Here is a 22,986-nt window from a genome sequence, read left to right on the forward strand (position 1 = left end):
CTATAGTCGGTGCTGCAAAACTGAATGCCCAATGGGCACACGGGTGCCCAAAAGGCCGCATATTCTCGGGGAATACACGGACATTTGCAAATGCCTTTTTCGGCGAGCACATGCCCGACCGTTCAGTCCTGCCGGTTTAGCCGCCGATTGGCGGCCGTTTTCCCGCCGGGGCGGGGTCTGGAGAGGCTGCCGCGCTTATCTATATAAGCGCGGCAGCCTCCCGGATTCGCTTACATTTTTGGCATGCCGCCACCTGGCAGCATTCCGCCAAGGCCACGCATCATCTTGGCCATGCCGCCCTTGGCGGAGAATTTCTTCATCATCTTCTGCATCTGCTTGTGCTGCTTGATCAAGCGGCCGATATCCTGCACCTGAGTGCCAGAACCAAGGGCGATACGGCGCTTGCGCGAACCGCTGATCAAGTCGGGGTCGCGACGCTCGGCCGGAGTCATGGAGTTGATGATCGCCTCCATCTGCTTGAACTGCTTCTCGGCCGCACCCTGGGCGTTGCCCATCTGCGAAAGGTTCATGCCGCCGATGCTGGGCAGCTTGTCCATCAGGCCACCGAGACCGCCCATGTTCTTCATCTGTTGCAGCTGGTCGCGGAAGTCTTCGAGGTCGAAGCCCTTGCCCTTCTTCAGCTTCTTGGCGAGCTTGTCGGCCTTGGCCTTGTCGATGTTCTGCTCGGCCTGCTCGATCAAGCTGAGCACGTCACCCATGCCGAGAATGCGCGAGGCGATACGGTCGGGGTGGAACGGCTCGAGGGCTTCGGTCTTCTCGCCCATGCCGATGAACTTGATCGGCTTGCCGGTGATGGCACGCACCGACAGGGCGGCACCGCCACGGGCATCACCGTCGACCTTGGTCAGCACCACGCCGGTCAGCGGCAGGGCATCGCCGAAAGCCTTGGCGGTGTTGGCGGCATCCTGGCCGGTCATGGCGTCGACCACGAACAGGGTCTCGATCGGCTTGACCGCGGCATGCAGGGCCTTGATCTCGTCCATCATGTCCGCGTCGACATGGAGGCGGCCGGCGGTATCGACGATGACCACGTCGATGAACTTGAGCTTGGCTTCGCGGATTGCCGCCTCGGCGATCGCCACCGGTTTCTGGCTGATGTCGGACGGGAAGAAGGTTACGCCGATGTCGTTGGCCAGGGTTTCGAGCTGCTTGATCGCCGCCGGACGGTAGACGTCGGCCGACACCACCATCACGCTCTTCTTCTTGCGCTCTTTCAGGTGGCGTGCCAGCTTGCCGGCGGTGGTGGTCTTACCGGCACCTTGCAGGCCGGCCATAAGCACCACGGCGGGTGGCGCGGCGTTGAGCGTCAGCTCTTCGTTGGCCGCGCCCATCAGGCTTTCCAGCTCGGCCTGGACGATCTTGACGAAGGCCTGGCCTGGCGTGAGGCTGCGCGACACTTCGGTGCCGACCGCGCGTTCCTTGATGCTGTTGACGAAATCCTTGACCACCGGCAGGGCGACGTCGGCCTCGAGCAGGGCCATGCGCACTTCGCGCAGCGTGTCCTTGATATTGTCTTCGGTCAGCTTGGCCTTGCCGGTGACATGGCGCAGCGTCTGTGACAGGCGGTCGGTCAGGTTTTCGAACATGGTGATCCTTTCAGGCCCAGTGAAGCCGAGGTTTTTCAGGCGCCCAGGTGAACAGGTACACGCGCTGGGCACAACAAGGCGGCGATTATAGCGGAGACTGCTTCCCACGCACACCTCGCTCTGGACCACTGGCCGATCGCAGGACAAGCCCGCTGCCACGCCGCACCTACCCGTGGGAGCGGGCTTGCCCCCGCGATTGATACGCAGTCTTCCTTGCCCACTGCGTTCTATGCCAAACTCCGTCCCTTTAGGGCTTGCCTGCCAGGACTTATGCTCTCTTCCCCCAGCCTCATCCCCAATCTGCTCGCCGCCTTCCTTTATGTGGCCGCGACCGTCTTCCAGGCCACCGGCCTGGCCCGTGGCGCCCGTGCCGACAAACGGCTGCTCGGCCTGCTCGGTACGCTGGCAGTGCTTGCCCAGGGCGGCGCGCTGTTCTTCCAGCTGATCACGCCACTGGGCCTGAGCCTCGATTTCTTCACTGCCGCCAGCCTGATCGCTGTGGCAGTGATCGCCCTGACGCTGGTCGCCTGCCTGAGCATACCGGTGGAAAACCTGCTGGTCCTGCTATTCCCGCTCGGCGCGGTGACTGCCCTGCTGGCCCAGTTCGCACCACCCGGCACGGTGCCGCTGATCAACGAGGAGCCAGGCATCCTGGCGCACATCCTGCTGTCGATCCTGGCCTACGGCCTGTTCACCATCGCCGTGTTCCAGGCCCTGCTGCTGTTGCTGCAGGACCACCAATTGAAGAACAAGCACCCCTCCGGCCTGATCCGCAACTTCCCGCCGCTGCAGACCATGGAGAGCCTGTTGTTCGGCTTCCTGTGGGCCGGCTGGGGCCTGCTTTCGCTGTCGCTGATTTCCGGCTGGCTGTTCCTCGACAACCTGTTCGCCCAGCACTTGGTGCACAAGACGCTGTTGGCGTGCGTGGCCTGGATCGTCTTCAGCGTGCTGCTGTGGGGGCGCACCCGCCTGGGCTGGCGTGGCCACAAGGCGATCCGCTGGACCCTCGCCGGTTTCTGCCTGCTGATGCTGGCCTATTTCGGCAGCAAGCTGGTCCGCGAATTCATCCTGCATATCTGACGGCCGCCCATGGACACCCTGCCGTACGCCCCGCTGCTCGGCACACTCGCACTGGCACTGCTCTGGTCGGCGCTGTTCACTGCCGTGGACGCCGCCCGCCAGCAGCTCAACGGCCAGGCAGAGCCCACGCTACCGGCCCAGGCCCTGGTGCTCGGCGCCAGCCTCGGCAAACTGCTGGTGCTGGGCCTGGCCTGCCTGGTCGGCCAGCGCCACGATGGTGAGCATGGTTTCTGGCTCGCCGGCCTGGGCGCAACGCTCATGCTGCTGGTGTTGGCCGAATACCTGCCGCGGCGCCTGGCCCGGCGCAATCCGCAAGCCTTTTTCAGCCTCGGGGCCAGCCTGCTCAAGCTGCCGCTGGCCACCCTGCAACCCTTGGGCTGCCTGCTCGATGGCTGCGCCAAGCTGATCCTGCGCCCATTTCGCATCCAGCCCACTGCCGTGGCGCTGCACCCCCAGGAGCACGACGACTTCGACGAAGACCCGGCGCACGACCCGGCCCGTAATGGGCTGCTCGAAGGCTTGCAGGCGCTGGACAAGGTCACCGTTAACGACATCCTGGTGCCACGCAACGAAGTGGATGGCATCAACCTCGACGACCCCATCGAGCGCATCATCGAACAACTGATCGTCAGCCGACATACCCGCCTGCCGGTCTACCACAACGACATCAACCAGGTCGAAGCGGTGCTCAACACCAAGTTGATCAGCCACTTGCTGCCCCGTGCCGAGCTCACGTTCGAGAATCTCCAGGCTGCCTGCTACGAGCCCTACTTCGTCCCCGAAAGCACCCCGCTGCAGATGCAACTGCTGAACTTCCACAAGCAGCAACGGCGCATGGGCGTGGTGGTGGACGAGTACGGCGAAGTGCTGGGCATCGTCACCCTGGAAGACATTCTTGAAGAGATCGTCGGCGAGTTCGAGGACGAACACAGCCTCGACAACCCCCATGTGCACCCGCAACCCGATGGCACCTTCGTCATCGAAGGCACGGCGTCGCTGCGCGAAATCAACCGCACCCTGGGCTGGCACCTGCCCTCCGACGGCGGGCCGAAGACCCTCAACGGCCTGGTCACCGAAGCGCTGGAAAGCATCCCGGAAAGCGCGGTGTGCCTGAAGATCGGCCGTTATCGCCTGGAAATCCTCGAAACCGAGGACAATTGCGCCAGCAAGGTACTGGTCTGGACCGTGACCCGATAGCTATACTCGGGTCACGCTTACCCAGCCCTGCCGTTCCGCCTGCTACCCGCACCCGGCGCTCTTCGGCCAGTCCGCACCACTGACACGCCCCGCGGTCCTGCTTCACCACCCCGAACAGCGCCCGCTCCCCGCCTCTATCCCCTGGGCTATTGTCAGTCGGGCGACCAACAACAATACGCTCCGGCTCCCGTGTGCCCGCCACATGGGCCGTGCCCCATGGAGCATGACTGTCAGGGACCTTCGCATGACTACCAGCAGCACCTACGCCGAACCTGCCGCGGCGACTCCGGTCAATTCCCCGGCCAGGGTGGCCACCGCCAGTTTCATCGGCACCGCCATCGAGTTCTACGATTTCTACGTCTACGCCACTGCCGCCGCCCTGGTGATCGGGCCGGTGTTCTTCCCGTCCGGCTCCGGCACCGCACAGATGCTGGCGGCGTTTCTCACCTTCGGCATCGCTTTCCTCGCCCGCCCACTGGGGTCGGCGCTGTTCGGCCACTTCGGCGACCGCATCGGGCGCAAGTCGACGCTGGTCGCTTCGCTGCTGCTGATGGGCGTGTCCACCACGCTGATCGGCGTACTACCGGGCTATGACAGCATCGGGGTGTGGGCACCGATCCTCCTTTGCCTGCTGCGCTTCGGCCAGGGTCTTGGGCTGGGCGGCGAATGGGGGGGCGCGGCATTGCTGGCCACCGAGAATGCCCCGGAAGGCAAACGTGCCTGGTTCGGCATGTTCCCGCAGCTCGGCCCTTCGATCGGCTTCCTGGCGGCCAATGGCCTGTTCCTCTCCCTGGCCCTGATGCTCAGCGACGAACAGTTCCGTGAGTGGGGCTGGCGCATTCCGTTCCTGCTCAGCGCCGCCTTGGTGCTGGTGGGCCTGTACGTGCGACTGAAACTGGAGGAAAGCCCGGTGTTCGCCAAGGCGGTCGCCCGCCACGAGCGGGTGAAAATGCCGGTGGTCGACCTGTTTGCCCGCTACTGGCTACCCACCCTGCTCGGGGCCGCAGCGATGGTGGTGTGCTACGCGCTGTTCTACATCTCTACGGTGTTCTCGCTCAGCTATGGCGTGACCACGCTGGGCTACAGCCGGGAGACGTTCCTGGGGCTGCTGTGCTTCGCCGTGGTGTTCATGGCCCTGGCCACGCCGCTGTCGGCCTGGCTCAGCGACCGCTTCGGGCGCAAGCCGGTGCTGATCGTCGGCGGCTTGCTGGCCATTGCCTCGGGCTTCACCATGGAGCCGCTGCTGACTTCGGGGTCGACCACGGGCGTGGCGCTGTTCCTGGCCATCGAGCTGTTCCTGATGGGGGTGACCTTCGCCCCCATGGGCGCCCTGCTGCCGGAGCTGTTCCCGACCCATGTGCGCTATACGGGCGCGTCGGCGGCGTACAACCTGGGCGGTATCGTCGGCGCCTCGGCGGCACCGTTCTTTGCCCAGAAGCTGGTGAGCATGGGGGGATTGAGCTGGGTGGGGGGGTATGTGTCGGTGGCGGCGGTGATCAGCCTGGTGGCCGTGTTGTGCCTTAAAGAGACCCGCGATACCGCGCTTTGAACCCTTGTGTCGCGAAAGGGGCGCTAAGCGCCCCCAGCAGTATCAGATCAGAACTCGACCTTGACGGCTTGCGCGGCGCGGGTCGCCTTGGCACGAGCAGCCTCGACCGACTCGTCGCGAGCCAGGCACACGCCCATGCGGCGGGTGCCATTGATCTGCGGCTTGCCGAACAGGCGAATGGCGGTATCCGGCTCGCTCAAGGCCGCACCCAGGTTGGCGAAGCTGGTTTGCTGCGACTGACCTTCCGGCAGGATCACCGCCGAAGCCGAAGGACCGAACTGGCGCACCAGCGGAATCGGCAGGCCGAGAATGGCGCGGGCATGCAGGGCGAATTGCGACAGGTCCTGGGAAATCAGGGTCACCAGGCCAGTGTCGTGCGGGCGGGGCGAGACTTCGCTGAACCACACCTGATCACCCTTGACGAACAACTCCACACCGAACAGGCCACGGCCGCCCAGTGCATCGGTGACCGCCCGAGCCACACGCTGCGACTCGGCCAGCGCTTTAGCGCTCATGGCCTGGGGCTGCCAGGACTCCTGGTAGTCGCCCTTCTCCTGACGGTGGCCGACCGGTTCGAGGAAGGTGGTGCCGCCGACATGGCGCACGGTCAGCAGGGTGATCTCGTACTCGAAGTCGATGAAGCCCTCGATGATCACCCGGCCCTTGCCGGCACGGCCGCCGTCCTGGGCATAGTCCCAGGCCTTCTGCAGGTCGTCGGCGCTGCGCAGCAGGCTCTGGCCCTTGCCTGACGAGCTCATCACCGGCTTGACCACGCAAGGGTAGCCCAGGTCGGCGACCGCCTTGCTGTAGTCCTCGAAGGTATCGGCAAAGTGGTACGGCGAGGTCGGCAGGTCCAGCTCTTCGGCGGCCAGGCGGCGGATGCCTTCGCGGTTCATGGTCAGTTGGGTGGCACGGGCAGTGGGGACGACGTTGAAGCCTTCGTTCTCCAGCTCCACCAGGGTGGCGGTGGCGATGGCCTCGATCTCGGGGACGATGTAGTGCGGTTTCTCCGCCTCGATCACCGCGCGCAGGGCCACGCCGTCGAGCATGTTGATTACATGGCTGCGGTGCGCGACCTGCATGGCCGGGGCATTGGCGTAGCGGTCAACGGCGATCACCTCGACCCCCAGGCGCTGCAACTCGATCACCACTTCCTTGCCCAGCTCGCCGCAGCCGCACAGCAGTACACGGGTCGCGGTAGGCGACAATGGGGTTCCGATACGGGTCATTTCAGGTCCTCGAAGGCGTCCGGGGCCGCGCCACGCTGGCTGCCGCCCGCTGAAAAATGGACCGGTATTCTACATCAGGACACGGCGATCGCGCGCCGTGCCCGCCAGGCCATGATCAGCCACACCGCCGTGACCCCGGCAAACTTCGAGGCCAGCGCCGTGCCGACCACCATCGGTGTCAGTGCGCCGATCATGCCGAAGAAAATGAAGGTGTCCACCGGGATGCTCAAGGCCGAGCTCAGCCACAGGCGATCACGCAGAGGGCGGCGGGTAACGCTGAACACCAACCAGTCGATCAGCTCGGAGACGAAGAACGCGGTGGCGCTGGCCAGGGCGATGGCCGGCTCGGAGGTGGCATAGGATAGTACCAGCGCCACCAGCATCGCCAACAACGCGCCGTGGCCGTAGCGGGTCTGCACCATATCGCGCAGGATGAACACCAGGCCACCCCAGGCGGACCAGATCACGTCCAGGTGTGGCGCGCTGGAGAAGGCGTAGTTGATCAGCACCACGCTGCTGATGTAGGCGATGAGATAGAACATGGTCTGGGTATTCAGGTGGGCAAGCCGCTCAGAGTAGCGTCGGGCCAGCCACTGGACAAGCCCGCGATCCCCGGTAGGAGCCAGCCTTGCTGGCGAATGTGCCAAAAGCAAGGCGTAGCCTACAGACCAATGATCAAGCCTGCGGCGACCGCCCGCTCATGGCAAAGCTTGAGTACGGCGCGGCGTTCCGTGTTGTCCATCCGCCCCCAGCGGGTGATCTCGGCCACCGTGCGCTGGCAACCCGTGCAGATGTCCTGTTCGTCCAGCGCGCAGACGCTGACGCAGGGCGAGGCGACCGGCTTCTCGTCACTCATCGTCAATTACCAGGTCGCGGACATAGCGCTGGGCGTTGTGCACGTAATGGGCGGCGCTGGCCTCGAGCATGCGTTTCTGCTGCTCGGTCAGCTCGCGCACCACCTTGCCCGGCGAGCCCATCACCAGCGAACCATCGGGGATTTCCTTGCCTTCCGGGATCAGCGCATTGGCGCCGATGATGCAGTGCTTGCCGATACGCGCACCGTTGAGGATCACCGCGTTGATGCCCACCAGGCTGTAGTCGCCCACCGTGCAGCCATGCAGCATGGCGTTGTGGCCGATGGTCACGCCCTTGCCGATGTTCAGCGGCGAGCCCATGTCGGTGTGCATCACCGTGCCATCCTGGACGTTGCTGTCCTCGCCAATGTCGATCAACTCGTTGTCGCCACGCAACACCGCGCCAAACCACACACTGGCACGGGCTTGCAGGCGCACCTTGCCGATCAGGCTGGCGTTGGGCGCGGCCCAGCTGCTGGGATGGGCCTCGACCCGCAGGTCGCCCAGGCGGTATTTCATGTCTCGCTCCTCACGGTTGGACGCAGGTGACGGGGTGGGCCCCATTCAGTTCTGGATGAAACGCTCCGGTGGCTGGTGCAGGCTGATGCCGGCATCGAACAGCACATTGACCAGCTCGACGATCATGATCGCCGACAGCCCCCAGATCTTGTAGTCGCCGTAACGGTAACTGGGCACGTACCAACTGCGGCCCTGGTAGTCGATGCGGTGGGTGTGCTCGCGCGGGTCCTGGCGGAAGAACGCCAGCGGCACGCTGAACACGGCGGCGATTTCCGCATCGTTGGCGCGGTACTCGACGTAATCGGGGATCAGGCCGACGAACGGTGTCACCTTCAGGCCATGCAGGGAGATCAGCGGGCTGAGCGGGCCGAGCACCTCGACCAGGCCGGGGGGCAGGCCGATTTCCTCCTCGGCTTCGCGCAGGGCGGTGAACATCAGGTCCGGGTCCTCCGGATCGCGTCGGCCTCCGGGAAAGGCCACCTCGCCACCGTGGGTGGAAAGCCCCTTGGCACGGAGCGTCAGCACCAACTCCGGCTCTTCGCCACGGGTGATGGGCAGCAGCACCGCCGCTTCGGGGAAACGGCGGTCCGTCTCCAGTGACGCGGGGGTATGGTTGCTCATTCGGCGAAGAAGCTCGTCCAGCATTACGCACTCTCGATTCCAAGGCCTGCCCTGCATGATGCACCAAAGCCGCGAGGCACCCAAGCCCCGCCCGCGGTCCGCTTGCGGTGGGCGGGCCGGGCGCGCCAAGATAGCCCGACCACACAGGAATGAAAGCATGAAATTCTGCAGCGCGTGCGGCCAACCGGTCACCCAGCGAATCCCCGAAGGCGACAGCCGCCCGCGGTATGTCTGCGACCATTGCCAGACCATCCACTACCAGAACCCCAATATCGTCGCCGGGGTGCTGCCCACCTGGGGCAGCCAGGTGCTGCTGTGTCGGCGCGCCATCGAGCCGCGCCGGGGCTACTGGACCCTGCCCGCCGGCTTCATGGAGAACGGCGAGACCCTCGACCAGGCCGCCCGTCGCGAAACCGTCGAGGAGGCTTGCGCCCGGGTGGGCGAGGCGCAGCTGTACCAGTTGTTCGACCTGCCACACATCAACCAGGTACACGTGTTCTTCCGCGCCGAACTTGCGGACCTGGATTTCGCCGTGGGCGTCGAGAGCCTGGAGGTGCGATTGTTCGAGGAACATGAGATCCCGTGGAGCGAGCTGGCTTTCCGGACCGTCACACGCACACTAGAATGCTACTATCGCGACCGCATCAGGCAGCACTACCCCATAGGCCATGAATACCTGCCGCCGATGAACGTCTCGTCGTCCACCACCTAAGTCTCAGGGATACGGTTTCATGCGCTGGTTGCTCGCCCTCTTCTGCCTCAGTGTCGCCTCGGTGTCGCAGGCTGCCTTCACCGAAACCATCATTCGCAAGCCGCCATCGGCATCGCAACCGGCCGCGACCGTCCCGCAGGGCCCCATGATCGACAAGGTGCTGGTGCTCAAGTCCGAACGCCGCCTGCAATTGATCAGCCGCGGCGAACCGCTCAAGACCTACCGCATCTCGCTGGGCAAGCAGCCCAAGGGCGCCAAGGAGCGCGAGGGCGACAAGAAGACCCCCGAGGGCCTGTACTGGCTGGACTGGCGCAAGGTCAGCGACCGCTACAACCTGGCCATGCACATCTCCTACCCGAACATCACCGACGCCGCCAAGGCCCGGCGTGACGGGGTGGCGGCCGGCAGCATGATCATGATCCACGGCACGCCGATCAACGAGGAGTACCCGGAGTGGTACTTCCACACCCTCGATTGGACCGAAGGCTGCATCGCCATGCGCAACGACGACATGCGCGAGGTCTGGAGCATGGTCAAGGACGGCACCATGATCGAGATCCGCCCCTGACCCCGACGCCATCTATCCAGGCACGCCTTTCCTGCAGAAGCCGGCTTTGCCGGTGAATGCAGCAGTGATCCCACCGACGCAATCGCGGGTATCGCGAACGTCTCAGGTTCGGCTACGACGCTGTCCCTACCACCTGATTTCCCGCTGCCCTTGCAGCGCTTCGGCCCCCAGCCACTGCACACCGCGCAGCACCGGCGTCAGCGCCGCATCAGGCTGCACATCGATGTTCACCTGAGCCCGCCGCGCCAGCAGGTCACCCTCCACTGCCAATCGATGCTGCCCGTCCTGGGCCAGATACCCTGACACGTGCCAGCCATCCGCGCAGTTCATCTCGATGCCGCCCTGCCCTAGCCCCAACGACCACGGTTCGGCCAACGCCAGGTCATTCACCTCGATCCGCCCCTGTGCCTCACTGCATCGCCTGCCACTTCCTTGCAGATGGAGCGCGCCTTGCCACTGCCCGGCGAAGCGATAGTTCTGGGCGACACTGGGTTGGGCCCCCAGCGCCTCGACCTCGGCTTGCCAGTGCCAGGGCCAGCCATGGGCATGCAACCGCCACCCCTGCCCCTGAAATCCCAACCACACCTGCGCATCCCGACGCCACGGTCGCAGTTCCCAGCGCAAGGGGCCAACCGCCCCCAAGCGCATCGCTTGCCCTTGCCACAGGCTGCCCACCACGCCCTGTGCCGGTAACCCGCTCAGCCACGCCAGCCAGACCGCCGGCAGCTCGACCAGCAAACTCAGGCAGAACACCAGCCCCAGCCAGCCACCCGCGCGCCGACTCAAGGCTGCACCTGCACATCGAAGCGCAACCCAGCGCCTTCGCGCTCAATCCCCCACTGCGCCATGTGCGCCCCCTCCAGGTGAAGGGCCTGCAACCAGTCCTGCAGGGCTTGGGCATCAGCAACCTTGCCCCGCGCTTGCCAGCCTTGGTCCTGAACCTGCACCTCGGCAAGTTCGATATGCCGGGCCTGGGCCGACTGGCGCAGGCGTTCAAGCGTCAGCGCAGGCCCACTTCGCATCCCCGCCGCCGACTCGGCCAAGGCTCGCCATTGCGCCTGCTCCCGCCAATAGCCGAGCCCTTCGCGCAACACCAGAACAAGCACCAGCAGCGCAATCAGCAGCCAGGCCAGCAGCATTCGCCGCCGTTGCAACCATTCGCGGCTCATGAGCCCCCCTCCAGATCGAACATCACGTGCCGGGCTCCCTCCTCGATCCGCACCTGTGCCCCTGCGGCCGCCGCCATCTCCTGCCAAGGCGGAGTCGCTCCATCCCCCTCCAGCGCCAACCGCCATTGCCGACCGTCGAAGCGCACGGCCTGCAACCGCCAGCCCGGGTTCGCGCCCAGCCAGGCCTGAAGTTGCGCTTGCAACCCTTCCAACTGGCGCAGACGCAGTTGCGTTTCAACGTGGCGGTCACGCAAGCGCTTGAGCACCTGGGCCGCCTGATGGAGCGCGGCCTGCTGGCCGGTCACGGCCAGCACCTGCTCACGATAAGCCTGCGTCTGGCGCCACTGCTGGGCCAGCCACAGGCCACCCCAGGTGACGGCCAGTGCCATGCAGGCAAGTGCGAGCCGCCGCTGTACCGGCGCCAGCCGGAGAAACTGACGTGGGCTTCGCACCTCGAACAAGCCGGGCGTGCTCTCCAACTGCGCCAACTCCCTTGGCCAGTCTCCCTCGAAGAGCGCCCGCGCACCTGCCGGCCAATCCCTGGCGGGCGCCTGGCCGAGTGAGTCAGGCCAGGCCAGCCAGTGGATATACCCCTCGTCCTCCCGCCAAAGGTGCAACACCCTTTCGCCCCGCCGCCATTGCCAGCATTCCCCCGCTTCGGGTTCAGCCAGCAACTGGAACTCAGCCCAGCAACGCTCGACGGGCAACGCCCATTCGACGCATTGCGCGCGCCACTCATCCAACCGCTGGCGGGCCACGACCAACAGCCGCAACTGACCCGCAGGCCGGCCGATGCAGGCGCACACCACCTCATGCGCGCCCTGTAACAGCCGGTCCTCCAGCAACAGCGGCCACTCCTCGCGCTTGAGCCCGGGCGGCGCTGCCAGCTGGAAATGACTGCAATGCTCACCCGGTACAATCAAGGCGACCCTTGCCAGCAGGTCGGCAGGCGGTTTGCCTGTCCCCTGGCGCGTGGCCACGCCCTGCTCCACCAGCACCCAGCCCCAGACCGGGCCTGGACGCAGCAACAACCATGGCCGCGGCGGCGTACGGCGCCGCCACTCAAGTTTCACGAACGCCCCCAGGGCAGCACGAAAGTACAGGCATAAGGTGCTCCATCACGCACGAACTCCAGGCGCACACCCCGTCCGGGATGCGTCGGTTGATCGGAAGGCCAGGCCAGCCATTGGCCGGACTGGTGGTAAAGCAGGCTCATCGCGCTGACCCGCTCCAGCCGTTCGCGCAACACCCAGCGCGGGGCCTCGGCGGCATACAGGTCTGCGCTGGTTTCCAGCAGTAGCTGCTGCTCGCGCGGTGCAAAACGCAGGCGCTGACGTTGCAGGCGCGATCCACCTTCCGCCTGCGGCCAAGCCGCGGCGGCTACCCAGAGCAGTTGCTGGCGGTCCGCTTGCCAATCGAGCCAGCGCACCGACAAGGGCAGGCGTTGTTCGTACACACGGCGCAGCACCGGGCTGTCGAAACGCCGCTCCAAGGCCAGGCAGAAGTCCACTACCTGGGTTTCCCGCTGCGGCTGATCGAGCCGCTCACGCACCCTCAGCCAGCCATTGACCAACGCCGCCAGCAGCAGGCCCAGCAACGCGGTCAAGGCCAAGGCCACCATCAGTTCGATCAGGGTCATGCCCGCCTGCCTTCGCTTCATGGGCGCTCCAGGAACACGGTGTACTGCCCCAGTGGCAGGCGCTGGTCGCGGTCGGCATGCAACAGCAGTTCACCGCGGCGAAGGTCACGCACGCCCGTGCGCCGCAACTGCAAGCGCCAATGGCAGACCTGCCCGCCTTGGACAAGCTCGCCTGCGTCCTCATTGCTAACAGGCCAGTACTGCTCGACCACGAACCGCGCCTGCAACTCACGAGCGCAGAGCACACCGAATCGATGCTGCTGCACGGTGTCCTGCACCGCCAGGCGCTGGCGCAAGACCTGGCTGGTGATCACCGCCAACACGGCGGCGATCGCCAGCGCAACGCTCACTTCAAGCAGCGTGAAACCCTGCTCCCTGCGCTTCATTGGGCGTGGCTCACCTGCAAGCGGCCATCACGCCCCCAGTGCCAGCCCTGGCTACCATCAGCCCAATGCCAGCGCACACTGCCGGGCCGGGCCCAGCCGTCGGGGGTGAATACCAGCACCGGCGCCGAACTGCTCGGCCAGTCTGGGCGCAGGCCCTTGGGCCACTCGCCCAGGGCGACCGGCTCGACCACCCAACGTCCACGCTCCTGGCGCACGAGCTCCGGGCGCTGGCCATTCCAGCGCAGGCCGCGCAACTGCCCGGCATGGCGCGCCTGGTCGCCCTGGGCCACGGTGGCAGCCGCCAAACGCGCCAGCGCCTGGTCGACGCCGGCATTGCCACTGTCGAGCCAGGCCACGGCCAGGCTAGTCATCAACCCAGCGATGGCCAGCACCACCAGCAGTTCGAGCAGACTGAAACCACCCTGCCGACGCATGTCACAGCGCCCAGTTGCCCAGGTCGGCATCCAGCCCTTCGCCACCCGGCACACCATCGGCGCCCAGCGAATACACATCGACCCGGCCATGTTCACCGGGCATGCGGTACTGGTAGGGCGTGCCCCACGGATCTTCCGGCAGACGGCGGATATAGCCGTCGCTGCGCCAGCTGCGCGGCAACGGCTCCAGGGTGGGTTTCCTGGCCAGCGCGGCCAGGCCCTGCTCGTTGCTGGGGAAGCGCAGGTTGTCCAGGCGGTACATATCCAGCGCCTGCTCCAGGGTGGCCAGGTCGGCCATCACCTTCTGCTTCATCGCCTTGTCCTGGTTGCCCAGCACACTGGGCGCCACCACGGCGATCAGCAGGCCGATGATGAAGATCACCACCATGATCTCCATCAGGGTGAAGCCACCCTGGCGCTTGTATCGTTGCTGCATCGAAGTTCTCCTTGTCACAATTGCAATCCCTGGTTGAGCTGCATGATCGGCAGCAGTACCGCCAGCACGATGAACAGCACCACACCGCCCATCACCAGGATCATCAGCGGCTCGAACAGCGCCATCGCGGTGTCCACCTGGCGGGCGAAGCCACGCTCCTGGTCATCGGCCACCCGTTCGAGCATGTCGGCCAGGGTGCCGCTGGCTTCGCCGCTGCCGACCATGTTCACCAGCAACGGCGGAAACTGGCCGGCGCCGTCCAGCGCCCGATGCAGGCTGGTGCCGCCCTGCACCTGCTGGCGCACCTGTTCCATCGCCGCACGGATACGTCGGTTGCCGACCGTCTCGGTGGCCACCTGTAATGCTTCGAGCAGGGCCACGCCGCTGCCGCAGAGGATCGCCAGGCTGCGCGCCAGGCGCGCACTCTCCAGCACCTGCAGCACCTGGCCGATGCGCGGCAGGCGCAGTAGCAGGTCGTCGCGGCGCAGGCACCAGTGGGGCTTGCGCAGCAGCCAGCCGGCGAGCACGGTCAGTACCAACGCCAGTAGCAACAGGTAAGGCCCCACTTGAACCAGCCCCTGGCTGAGGCCGATCAGCAATGAAGTGATGAAGGGCAGGCTCTGCCCGGAATGGGCGAATTGTTCGGTGAGCTTGGGCACCACGAAGGTCATCAGGCCGACCACCACCGCCAGCGACACGCCCATCAGCACCGCCGGGTAGATCAGCGCGGTGCGTGCCTTGTGGCGCTGGCGCTGCACCTGTTCGAGGTGATCGGCCAGGCGCGCCAGCACCTGGCCCAGGCGCCCCGAGCGCTCGCCGGCCTCGACCAATGCGCAGTACAAGCCGGTAAAGGCCCCCCCCTGGCGCGCCAGGCTACGGGCCAGCCCCAGCCCTTCAGCGAGGGAGCCGCGCAACGCCACCAGCACGGCGTGCAGGGCCGGCTGGCGCAGCTGCCGTTCAAGGGTGGCCAAGGCATCGACCAACGGGATACCGGCGCCCACCAGCGTCGCCAGCTGGCGGGTCAGCTCGCACAGCTGGGCACGGCTCAAACGCTGGCGGCGTGGCTGGGCCTGGCCGGCCTCATGGCGCTGCAAGTGCCGGGCAAACAGCCCCTGCTCGCGCAACAACTGGCGCGCATGGCGCTCGCTGTCGGCCTGCACGCTGGCCTTGTGCGCCTTGCCGGCGAGGTCCACGGCCTGGTAGCGATAAGTCGGCATCGGTCAGCCCTGCACCACGCGCAACACTTCGGCGAGGCTGGTCTGGCCCTGCGCCAGGCAGTCGGCGGCCATCGCCACCAGGCTCTGCCGACGGCCATCCAGGTAGGCCTGCATGGCCAGTTCGCTCTGACCGTCATAGAGCAACGCCACCAGCCCGTCGTCCAGTTCGATGAATTCGTACAACCCAAGGCGCCCGACATAACCGCTGCCCTGGCAATGCTCGCAGCCGACCGGATGATAGGTTTCGGCCAATTCCGGCCACAGCTCGCGCTCCGCGCTGTGCAGCGGCCGCGCCACCGCGCAGGCGCACAGCCGCCGCACCAGGCGCTGGGCCAGCACCCCGCGCAGGCACGAGGCGATCAGGAACGGCTCGACGCCCATGTCGCGCAGGCGGGTCACCGCCCCCACGGCGCTGTTGGTGTGCAGCGTCGACAGCACCAGGTGCCCGGTGAGGCTGGCCTGCACGGCGATCTGCGCGGTCTCCTGGTCGCGGATCTCACCCAGCATGATCACGTCCGGGTCCTGGCGCAGGATGGCCCGCAGGCCGCTGGCGAAGGTCAAGCCGGCCCGGGGGTTGATAGCGGTCTGGCCGATACCGGCGATGGCGTATTCCACCGGGTCCTCGACGGTGAGGATGTTGCGGCTGCCGTCGTTGAGGCTGTTGAGGCTGGCGTACAGGGTGGTGGTCTTGCCCGACCCGGTGGGGCCGGTGGACAGCACGATACCGTTGGGCCGCGCCAGGCAGCCGCGCAAGCCGCGCAACACGGCGGCGGGCATGCCCAGGTTGTCCAGCGCCAGCAGGCTGGCCTGCTTGTCGAGCACGCGCATCACCACCCGCTCGCCGTGGATGCCGGGCAGGGTCGATACGCGCACGTCCACCTCGCGCCCGGCAGCGCGCAGGGTGATGCGGCCGTCCTGGGGCTGGCGCTTCTCGGCGATATCCAACCGAGCCATCACCTTGATCCGCGACACCAGCATCGCCGACAGTGCCCGTGGCGGGCGCAGCACTTCGCGCAGGTGGCCGTCGACCCGCAGGCGCACCACCAGGCTCTGCTCGAAGGTCTCGATATGGATATCCGAGGCGCGCAGGCGCAAGGCCTGGCCGAACAGGCCATTGATCAGGCGGATCACCGGTGCCTCGTCGTCGCTTTCCAGCAGGTCCTCGATGCGCGGCATCTCGCTCATCAGGCTGTCGAGGTCGACCTGTTCGCCGATGCCCTCGATCAAGGCTTCGGTCGCCGCCTCGCCGGCCTGGTAGAGCTGGCCAAGGCGCTCGTCGAACTGGGCGTCGTCGAGTTGCTCCAAGGCAACGGGTTGGCCATGGACCCGCAACAGCTCCTGGAGCTGGTCGCTGTCGGCGTCACCGCGCAGCCACAACCGCCAGCCGCCGTCGCTGGGGGCCATGGCCAGGCCAGCCTGGCGCGCCAGGCGATAGGGCAGCATCACCAGTCTGCGCCTTCAAGCCGCGCGCGGCTGGCCGGGAACGCCTGCAGCAAAGGCATCCCTTCGGCCAGCGCCGGCAGCTTGAGCGGTGTGTCCTGCCGCAGGCTCTGGTATTTCTGCTGGCTGAACCCGGCCAGGCTCTCGCCGTCGCGCAGGATGCGCGGGCGGATGAACACCATCAGGTTCTGCTTGGTGTTCTTGCTGGCGTCGGAGCGGAACAGCCGGCCAAGGCCGGGGATGTCACCGAGCAACGGCACGCGCTGGTTGCTGGTACTCAGCTCGTCGCTGATCAGGCCGCCGAGGATCACCAGACCGTTATCCTCGACCATGACCTTGGTCTTGATCTCGCGCTTGTTGGTGATCACATCGCTGGCTGCGCGGGACTCGGCGATCGACGACACCTCCTGGACGATGTCCAGGCGCACGCTGTTGTCGACATTGACCTGCGGCTTGATGCGCAGCTTCACCCCCACCTCCTTGCGCTCGATGGTCTGGTAGGGGTTGGCGTTGTTCTGGGTGACGGAGCCGGTGACAAACGGCACCTCCTGGCCCACCAGGATCGACGCCTCGGCGTTGTCGAGGGTCAGCAGGGTCGGGGTGGACAGCAGGTTGAAACCGCTCTTGCCCTTGAGCGCGTTGACCAGCATGGCGAAGTTGAAACCACCACCGAAATGGCCGAAGCCGGCCGTGGCGCCCGCGGTCGCCGACAGCAGCTTGCCGAGCTTCTCGTTGTCGCCGCTGCTGGCCGCGCCGGCGATGTTGGCGATGTTCACCCCGTTGCTGCCGAAGTTGACGATGCCCGCGCCGAACTTTTCGTCGGCGAACAGCCATTGCACGCCCAGCTCCTGGGCGCTGCTGTCGGACACTTCGGCGATGATCGCCTCGACCACCACCTGCGCCCGGCGGATATCCAACTGCTCGACGATGCTGCGGTAGGCGGCCAACTCGCTGTCGGGGCCGACCATGACCACGGCGTTGGTACCCTCTTCATATTCGAGGCGGATGCCGGAATCGCTGGCCGCCTGCAACGGCTTGTCCTTGCCCTCGCCCTCGCCGCCTTCGGTCGGCACCGCGCCGCTCTGGCCCAACCCGCGCAACACCTTGACCACTTCGGCGGCATTGGCATGGCGCAGATACATCACCTGGGTGTTGCTGTTGTGCAGGTTCTCACTGGGCCGGTCCAGTTGGGCGAGCAAGGCGCGCACCCGCTCGCGGCTGTCGGCACTGCCGCGCACCAGCAGGGCGTTGCTGCGTGGGTCGGCGACCACCTGGGCGCTGTCGGCGCCCTGCTCGCGAGCCAGCAAGCGGGTCACCAGCCCCGCCGTGTCGGCGGCGCTGGCATGCTTGAGTGGCATCACCTGCAGCGGTTCGTCGCTGACCTGGTCGAGCTGGCGCAACAGACTGTCGATGCGTTCGAGGTTACTGCGCCAGTCGGTGACTACCAGCAGGTTGGCGGCCGGATATGGCGTGATCACGCCAACCCGCGGGTCGATCAGCGGTTTGAGGATGTTGAGCATCTGCTCGCTGGCGGCGTTGCGCACATTGAATACCCGAGTGGCCACGCCATCGCTGCCTTCGGATTTCTTGCCGGGCCGCTCCACCGGCACCGGTTCCAGGCGCGCGGCCTGGTCGGGGACGATCTTCACGCTGCCGTTGGGCAGGTCCACCGTGGCGAAACCCTGGGCGCGCAGCTGGGCCAGGAAGATGTCGTAGATGGCGTCGGCGTCATGGCGGTCGACCGTGCGCACGGTAACCTTGCCCTGCACCCGCGGGTCGACGATGAAGGTGGTGCCGGTGATGCGCGACACGCTGTCGATGAACTCGCCCAGCTCGGTGTCGACGAAGTTCACCTCATACAGCGGCGTGCCGTCGTCGGCGAACACTTCCGGCTCCTCGGCCCAGGCCAGGGACAGGCTCAGGGTGAGCACCCCGGCCAGACAGTACCGTGCGATCATCATTCATCCTTGGCGCTTGAAGCCGGTCACGGCGGGGCGTGGCGGCCAGGGCAGGCGCTCGCGCCGCCCATGGTTGTCGAAAATCAGGCCTTGTGCGTCGATAGCCTGCAGCACGATGCCCGGCGCCAGGCGCTGGCCACGGCCCAGGGTGCGCACCTGCTCGCCGTGGCGCAAAACCACCACGCTGGCCGACAGTGGTTGGGCCTTGAGCCCGCCCAGGTAATGAAGAGGCAAGCGAGTCAGCGGTATCACGCCATCGTCGACCGGCGCCTGCCAGTGCCCCACCAGCAAGCCAGGCAGCGGCACCTCGCTCTGCTGCGCGGCCTGGGCCGGTTGCGGTGGGTGGCTGAGCAGCAGCACACATTGCGCCGCCAGCCAGCCGGCGAGGGTCACCAACAGGCCGCTGACGATGCGCTGCATACCGCTCACACCGCCTCCTGACGCGGGTGCCAGCCGGGGTGGCCCTGCACGTAGCGCACGTCGGGCAGTTGCAACGGTGCCAGTCGCCAGCCTGGCGCCTGCCGCACCAGCCAAGCCTCGACGGTTTGCCACAACGGCACGCCGGCCTGGGCATCGACATGCAGGCCGAAGGTCCGGCACAGCCCCTGCACGGGTTCGAACCCGGCGACTCGCTTGCCGGTCGGGCTGTAGTTCACTTGCCAGGCGTGGTTCTGCCAGCGGGGCAGGTCCTGGCTGTTGTCCAGCAGCAGCGGGTCACCGAACAGCTGCTCGGCGGCGTTTTCCAGGACTTGCTCGACAGGTTGCGCCGGCACCTCGAACACCGGCGCGGGGTAACCGCCAGTCAGGCTGATCAGGTGTTCGCGGGTGATGGGTTCACCGGCCTGCACAGGAAAGTCGTAACGCAGGCCGGGCAGCAGCACCGGCATGCTCGAACCGTCGGCCAGGGCCTGGTGCAACAGGTTGTCCCAGCTACCGCCACGGGTATCGCGCCGCCACAGCGCTTGCGGCGCTCGGGCCAAGGGTTGGTCGAGCCAGGCGGCATGGCCGCTGCGCTGTTTTTGCAGCACGCCACGTAACTGGCCGGCTCGGGCCAGCGCGCCGGGTTTGAGGTGCTGCTCGAACGTGGGGAAGAACCGGGCGTCGAACTGCCATTGCCCGCCCGCCTGCCGACAACGCAGGCGAAACGCGCCACTGGCCCGGCAACCGGCGAACAGCACCGGCACCCGCCGCCCACTGGCCTGGGTGGCCTGCACCGGCGCCGGCCACAGATCCTGGCCCCGGGCGCACAGCAGCACGTCAATTTCAGCAATACGCTCGGCCAGCCACAGGCCCGGCCCGCTGCCGACATCGGCCAGGGCCACCACCAGGTCGCCCTCGCGGCGGGCCTGCTGGAAGCTGGGCAACAACGACTGGTACCACTGCTTGAGGGAGGCCTTCTGGTCCTGGGCATAGGGGTCGGTGACGCCGACCACCGCCACGCGCACACCGCCGCGCTGGAACACGTGCACACCTGAGACACCCAGCGCCTTGGCCTGCTCGCTGGCCAAGCCCGCCCCCAGGGTAATGGAAGAAGACTGCCGGTATAGCGCTGTGCTGCGCTGTGGCCAGAGCACCCGCTCGTCGCTGCTGACCCGCGCCTCGCTGCCCAGCAACTGGCTGCCCTGCACGCCACTCTCACCTTGGGTGAGGTAGGCCAGGCCGCTGCCGTTCCAGCACTGGCCGTTCTCCAAGGTCAGGCAGCGTTCGGCTCCGGCCTCGCCACGCAGCTGTTCGAGCAGCGCCGCCAGCACCGCGTAGCCACCCAATCGAGCCTGTGCGGCCTGCTCGGCATCGAGCAACGGTGCCAGCTCCGGCTGTGCATCGCGGGCATTCGAGCCGCTCATCCAGGGCGCACGGCCCAGGTGGCTCACCGGGCCAAGGCGGGTCGCCGGGACCACGGCCTGGCCCGGCAAGCGGGCGTCGAGGGTATCGGCCACGTATAGCAGGTCCAGCGACCGCTCACCGCCGGCACCGGGCAGTGGCAGCGCGGAACAGGCGCCGAGCAGCGGTGCCAGCGCACCGATACCCATCCAGCCGATCACGTCACGCCTGCCCAGGTTGCTTGCCATCGACCCCGCCATCCTTTTCCGAGTACACGTTGGGTCCCGGATAGTGCGGCGTTCTCGTGACAGTTTAATGGCAGAAAGGCGCTGTTAATTCCAAAGCATTATTTAGTCGGCGCCATTAAGAACCGTCCGTTTTAACAGTGCGTCACATTTCTGCAAATCAATCATCATACTTACGCCCTAAAGTCGCTGTTTCCTCCCACTCAGCCAATATAAGGACACCCTGATGAGTCGAGAATCCGGCGACAACCTGGACCGCAACCCGAGCGACAACCTGCCGATGGCCAGCGTCATGGACGCCTACCTGAGCCGTCGCAGCGTGGTGCGCGGCAGCCTCGGCGCGGCCATTGCGATGATCGCCGGCGCAGGCCTGAGCGGCTGTTTCGACAGCGGCGGCGGCTCCAACCATGACGATCCGGTCAGCGAACCACCAGTGACCACCCCGGATCCGAAGCCGGAAAAACCCAAGCTCAAGCTGGGCTTCAACTCCATCGCCGGCTCGCGCACCGACGCCTGCGTGGTCGCCGCTGGCTACAGTGCCTACGTGCTCGCCCCCTGGGGCACGCCGATCAACAGCAACGGCAACCCCTGGAAGTCCGACGGCAGCAACACCTCAGCCGACCAGGCCAACGCCATGGGCATGCACCATGACGGCATGCACTTCTTCCCCATCAATGGCAGCTCTGACGACGGCTTGCTGGCGATCAACTTCGAGTACATCGACACCGCGGCCCTGCACCCGGCCGGCCCGACCACCGACGCCAGCGGCAAGCGCCCAGCCGAGGAAGTGCGCAAGGAGATCAACGCCCACGGCGCCGGCGTGGTGCGCCTGACCAAGGTCAATGGCCGCTGGCAGGTGATCCAGAACGACCCGCTCAACCGCCGCTTCACCACCGCTTCGCTGATGAACATCGCCGGCCCCCTGCGCGGCACCGACCACGTCAAGACCAAGTTCTCGCCCACCGGCACCCAGTGCCGCGGCACCAACAACAACTGCGGCAACGGCTACACCCCCTGGGGCACCTACCTGACCTGCGAGGAGAACTGGCCCGGTATCTTCGTCAACAAGGGTACTCGCCCGGCCAATCAGACCCGCATCGGCGTGGGCAGCTCCAGTGGCCAGTACAAGTGGGAAAGCGCGGCTGGCGATGCCAGCGAAGTGGCCGATGAGTTCGCCCGCTTCAACATCACCCCGACCGGCGCCGGCGCTACCAGCGACTACCGCAACGAGGCCAGCACCTACGGCTACATCGTCGAAATCGACCCCTACAACAGCGCCACCCTGGCGGTGAAGCGCACCGCCCTCGGCCGCTTCCGCCACGAAGGTTGCTGCCCGGGCCTGCCGGTGGCGGGCAAGCCACTGGTCTGGTACACCGGCGACGACTCCAACAACGAATACCTCTACAAGTTCGTCTCCGACGCGGTCTGGGACCCAGCCGACGCCAGCCCCGCCGACCGCCTGGCCACCGGCGCCAAGTACATGGACAAAGGCAAGCTCTATGTGGCGCGTTTCAACGCCGACGGCAAGGGCGTGTGGCTGCTGCTCGACGTCGCCACCGCCACCACCAACGGCAGCACGCTCGGTGCGCTGTTCGGCGACCTACCGGGGATCATCCTCAACACCCGTGGCGCCGCCGACGCCGTGGGCGCGACGCCCATGGACCGCCCGGAGTGGACCGCCGTCAACCCGCTCAACGGCGACGTCTACCTCACCCTCACCAACAACAGCGCACGCACCGCCGCCAAGGTCGATGCGGCCAACCCGCGCGGCCCGAACCGTCATGGCCATATCATCCGCTGGCACGACAGCGACGATCACAAGAGCTTCACCTGGGACATCTTCGTGTTCGGCGCCAACGCCGCCGGCGCCCCGGACATCAACCGTTCCGGCCTGACCGAGCTGAACCAGTTCGCCAGCCCCGATGGCATGAGCTTCGATAGCCGCGGCGTGCTGTGGTTCGAGACCGACAACGGCGAAACCACCCTGACCAATTACACCAACGACCAGTTGCTGGCGGTGATCCCCACCGACCTGGTCGATGCCACGGGCAAGCAGGTCCCGGTCAACGCCACCAACCAAGCCGACCTGCGGCGCTTCTTCGTCGGCCCCAACGGTTGCGAAGTGACCGGCATCACCTTCACTCCCGACAACAAGACACTGTTCATCAACATCCAGCACCCGGACAACTGGCCCTACACCGACAAGGCCACCGACACCACCCCAGCCGGCAGCACGGTACGCCCACGAGCCGCGACCGTGGTGATCCAGCGCAACGATGGCGGCGAGATCGGCACCGCCTGATCG

Annotated in this window: 24 protein-coding genes; 6 read left to right on the plus strand and 18 right to left on the minus strand. The window is 66.4% G+C overall.

The features are described 5' to 3' along the window. Positions 1-230 precede the first annotated feature (230 nt). Positions 231-1,607, minus strand: a complete 1,377-nt coding sequence (gene ffh, locus IM733_RS13340; RefSeq protein WP_011535319.1) for a signal recognition particle protein — start codon at positions 1,605-1,607, stop codon at positions 231-233. A 270-nt stretch (positions 1,608-1,877) separates the two neighbouring features. Between ffh and IM733_RS13345 the strand changes: the two genes are divergently transcribed. The 3 genes from IM733_RS13345 to IM733_RS13355 all read left to right on the plus strand — a co-directional run bounded on the left by IM733_RS13345 (position 1,878) and on the right by IM733_RS13355 (position 5,433). After that, entirely contained in the window at positions 1,878-2,687 is an 810-nt protein-coding gene (locus IM733_RS13345; RefSeq protein ID WP_248917114.1) for a cytochrome C assembly family protein, read from the plus strand. A 9-nt stretch (positions 2,688-2,696) separates the two neighbouring features. Continuing rightward, on the plus strand, positions 2,697-3,884 hold the full coding sequence (locus IM733_RS13350; protein WP_248917115.1) for a transporter associated domain-containing protein: 1,188 nt from the start codon (positions 2,697-2,699) through the stop codon (positions 3,882-3,884). A 244-nt stretch (positions 3,885-4,128) separates the two neighbouring features. Then, a complete protein-coding gene (locus IM733_RS13355; RefSeq protein WP_248917116.1) occupies positions 4,129-5,433 on the plus strand; it encodes an MFS transporter in 1,305 nt (434 codons plus the stop codon). A gap of 47 nt (positions 5,434-5,480) precedes the next feature. Here IM733_RS13355 and purT read toward each other — a convergent pair whose 3' ends face one another. From purT to IM733_RS13380, 5 genes are all read right to left on the minus strand, one after another. Beyond that, complete coding sequence (gene purT / locus IM733_RS13360; RefSeq protein ID WP_248917117.1) at positions 5,481-6,662, minus strand: formate-dependent phosphoribosylglycinamide formyltransferase; 1,182 nt, start codon at positions 6,660-6,662, stop codon at positions 5,481-5,483. A gap of 74 nt (positions 6,663-6,736) precedes the next feature. Beyond that, positions 6,737-7,204, minus strand: a complete 468-nt coding sequence (locus tag IM733_RS13365) for a VUT family protein (protein ID WP_248917118.1) — start codon at positions 7,202-7,204, stop codon at positions 6,737-6,739. 119 nt (positions 7,205-7,323) lie between these two features. After that, positions 7,324-7,518, minus strand: coding sequence for a DUF1289 domain-containing protein (locus IM733_RS13370; RefSeq protein WP_011535325.1), 195 nt, complete (start codon positions 7,516-7,518; stop codon positions 7,324-7,326). Beyond that, complete coding sequence (locus tag IM733_RS13375; RefSeq protein WP_248917119.1) at positions 7,511-8,035, minus strand: gamma carbonic anhydrase family protein; 525 nt, start codon at positions 8,033-8,035, stop codon at positions 7,511-7,513. Before IM733_RS13375 ends, IM733_RS13370 begins: the two co-directional genes overlap by 8 nt. Positions 8,036-8,080: 45 nt before the next feature. Continuing rightward, positions 8,081-8,680, minus strand: a complete 600-nt coding sequence (locus tag IM733_RS13380; RefSeq protein ID WP_248917120.1) for a CoA pyrophosphatase — start codon at positions 8,678-8,680, stop codon at positions 8,081-8,083. 133 nt (positions 8,681-8,813) lie between these two features. Here IM733_RS13380 and IM733_RS13385 point away from each other — a divergent pair, with 133 nt between their 5' ends. Together IM733_RS13385 and IM733_RS13390 are read left to right on the plus strand one after the other, a co-directional pair. Beyond that, positions 8,814-9,368, plus strand: a complete 555-nt coding sequence (locus IM733_RS13385; RefSeq protein WP_248917121.1) for an NUDIX hydrolase — start codon at positions 8,814-8,816, stop codon at positions 9,366-9,368. A gap of 19 nt (positions 9,369-9,387) precedes the next feature. Further along, complete coding sequence (locus IM733_RS13390; RefSeq protein ID WP_248917122.1) at positions 9,388-9,936, plus strand: L,D-transpeptidase family protein; 549 nt, start codon at positions 9,388-9,390, stop codon at positions 9,934-9,936. Positions 9,937-10,062: 126 nt separating this feature from the next. On the opposite strand, the gene IM733_RS13395 is transcribed toward IM733_RS13390, so the two are convergent. Genes IM733_RS13395 through IM733_RS13450 form a run of 12 tightly spaced genes read right to left on the minus strand, consistent with a single transcriptional unit; the run spans position 10,063 to position 20,684 of the window. After that, positions 10,063-10,722, minus strand: coding sequence for a general secretion pathway protein GspN (locus IM733_RS13395; RefSeq protein WP_248917123.1), 660 nt, complete (start codon positions 10,720-10,722; stop codon positions 10,063-10,065). Beyond that, positions 10,719-11,105: a type II secretion system protein GspM gene (gspM, locus tag IM733_RS13400; RefSeq protein WP_248917124.1), complete on the minus strand. Its 387-nt coding sequence runs from the start codon at positions 11,103-11,105 to the stop codon at positions 10,719-10,721. Before gspM ends, IM733_RS13395 begins: the two co-directional genes overlap by 4 nt. Then, the gene (locus IM733_RS13405; protein ID WP_248917125.1) at positions 11,102-12,178 is read right to left on the minus strand and encodes a GspL/Epsl periplasmic domain-containing protein; all 1,077 of its coding nucleotides are present in this window, start codon (positions 12,176-12,178) and stop codon (positions 11,102-11,104) included. The genes gspM and IM733_RS13405 overlap by 4 nt, the downstream gene beginning before the upstream one ends. Continuing rightward, entirely contained in the window at positions 12,175-12,765 is a 591-nt protein-coding gene (locus IM733_RS13410; protein ID WP_248917126.1) for a prepilin-type N-terminal cleavage/methylation domain-containing protein, read from the minus strand. Before IM733_RS13410 ends, IM733_RS13405 begins: the two co-directional genes overlap by 4 nt. Continuing rightward, positions 12,762-13,130, minus strand: a complete 369-nt coding sequence (locus IM733_RS13415; RefSeq protein WP_248917127.1) for a type II secretion system protein GspI — start codon at positions 13,128-13,130, stop codon at positions 12,762-12,764. Before IM733_RS13415 ends, IM733_RS13410 begins: the two co-directional genes overlap by 4 nt. After that, positions 13,127-13,564 carry a type II secretion system minor pseudopilin GspH gene (gene gspH, locus IM733_RS13420; protein WP_248917128.1) on the minus strand — a complete coding sequence of 146 codons (438 nt, stop codon included), beginning with the start codon at positions 13,562-13,564 and terminating at the stop codon, positions 13,127-13,129. Before gspH ends, IM733_RS13415 begins: the two co-directional genes overlap by 4 nt. Position 13,565: 1 nt before the next feature. Further along, positions 13,566-14,000 (minus strand): type II secretion system major pseudopilin GspG, encoded by a 435-nt coding sequence (gene gspG, locus IM733_RS13425; RefSeq protein WP_248917129.1) that lies wholly within the window; start codon positions 13,998-14,000, stop codon positions 13,566-13,568. 14 nt (positions 14,001-14,014) lie between these two features. Beyond that, entirely contained in the window at positions 14,015-15,217 is a 1,203-nt protein-coding gene (gspF, locus tag IM733_RS13430) for a type II secretion system inner membrane protein GspF (RefSeq protein ID WP_248917130.1), read from the minus strand. 3 nt (positions 15,218-15,220) lie between these two features. After that, positions 15,221-16,660 (minus strand): GspE/PulE family protein, encoded by a 1,440-nt coding sequence (locus IM733_RS13435; protein ID WP_248921173.1) that lies wholly within the window; start codon positions 16,658-16,660, stop codon positions 15,221-15,223. Beyond that, entirely contained in the window at positions 16,660-18,597 is a 1,938-nt protein-coding gene (gspD, locus tag IM733_RS13440; RefSeq protein ID WP_432760423.1) for a type II secretion system secretin GspD, read from the minus strand. The genes IM733_RS13435 and gspD overlap by 1 nt, the downstream gene beginning before the upstream one ends. A gap of 21 nt (positions 18,598-18,618) precedes the next feature. Beyond that, a complete protein-coding gene (locus tag IM733_RS13445; RefSeq protein ID WP_248921174.1) occupies positions 18,619-19,035 on the minus strand; it encodes a pilus assembly protein PilZ in 417 nt (138 codons plus the stop codon). A gap of 5 nt (positions 19,036-19,040) precedes the next feature. Beyond that, positions 19,041-20,684, minus strand: a complete 1,644-nt coding sequence (locus IM733_RS13450; RefSeq protein ID WP_248917132.1) for a lipoprotein UxpA — start codon at positions 20,682-20,684, stop codon at positions 19,041-19,043. Positions 20,685-20,907: 223 nt separating this feature from the next. Here IM733_RS13450 and IM733_RS13455 point away from each other — a divergent pair, with 223 nt between their 5' ends. Then, complete coding sequence (locus IM733_RS13455; RefSeq protein WP_248917133.1) at positions 20,908-22,983, plus strand: PhoX family protein; 2,076 nt, start codon at positions 20,908-20,910, stop codon at positions 22,981-22,983. Positions 22,984-22,986 lie beyond the last annotated feature (3 nt).

Source organism: Pseudomonas entomophila (assembly GCF_023277925.1).
GTDB lineage: Bacteria > Pseudomonadota > Gammaproteobacteria > Pseudomonadales > Pseudomonadaceae > Aquipseudomonas > Aquipseudomonas entomophila_D.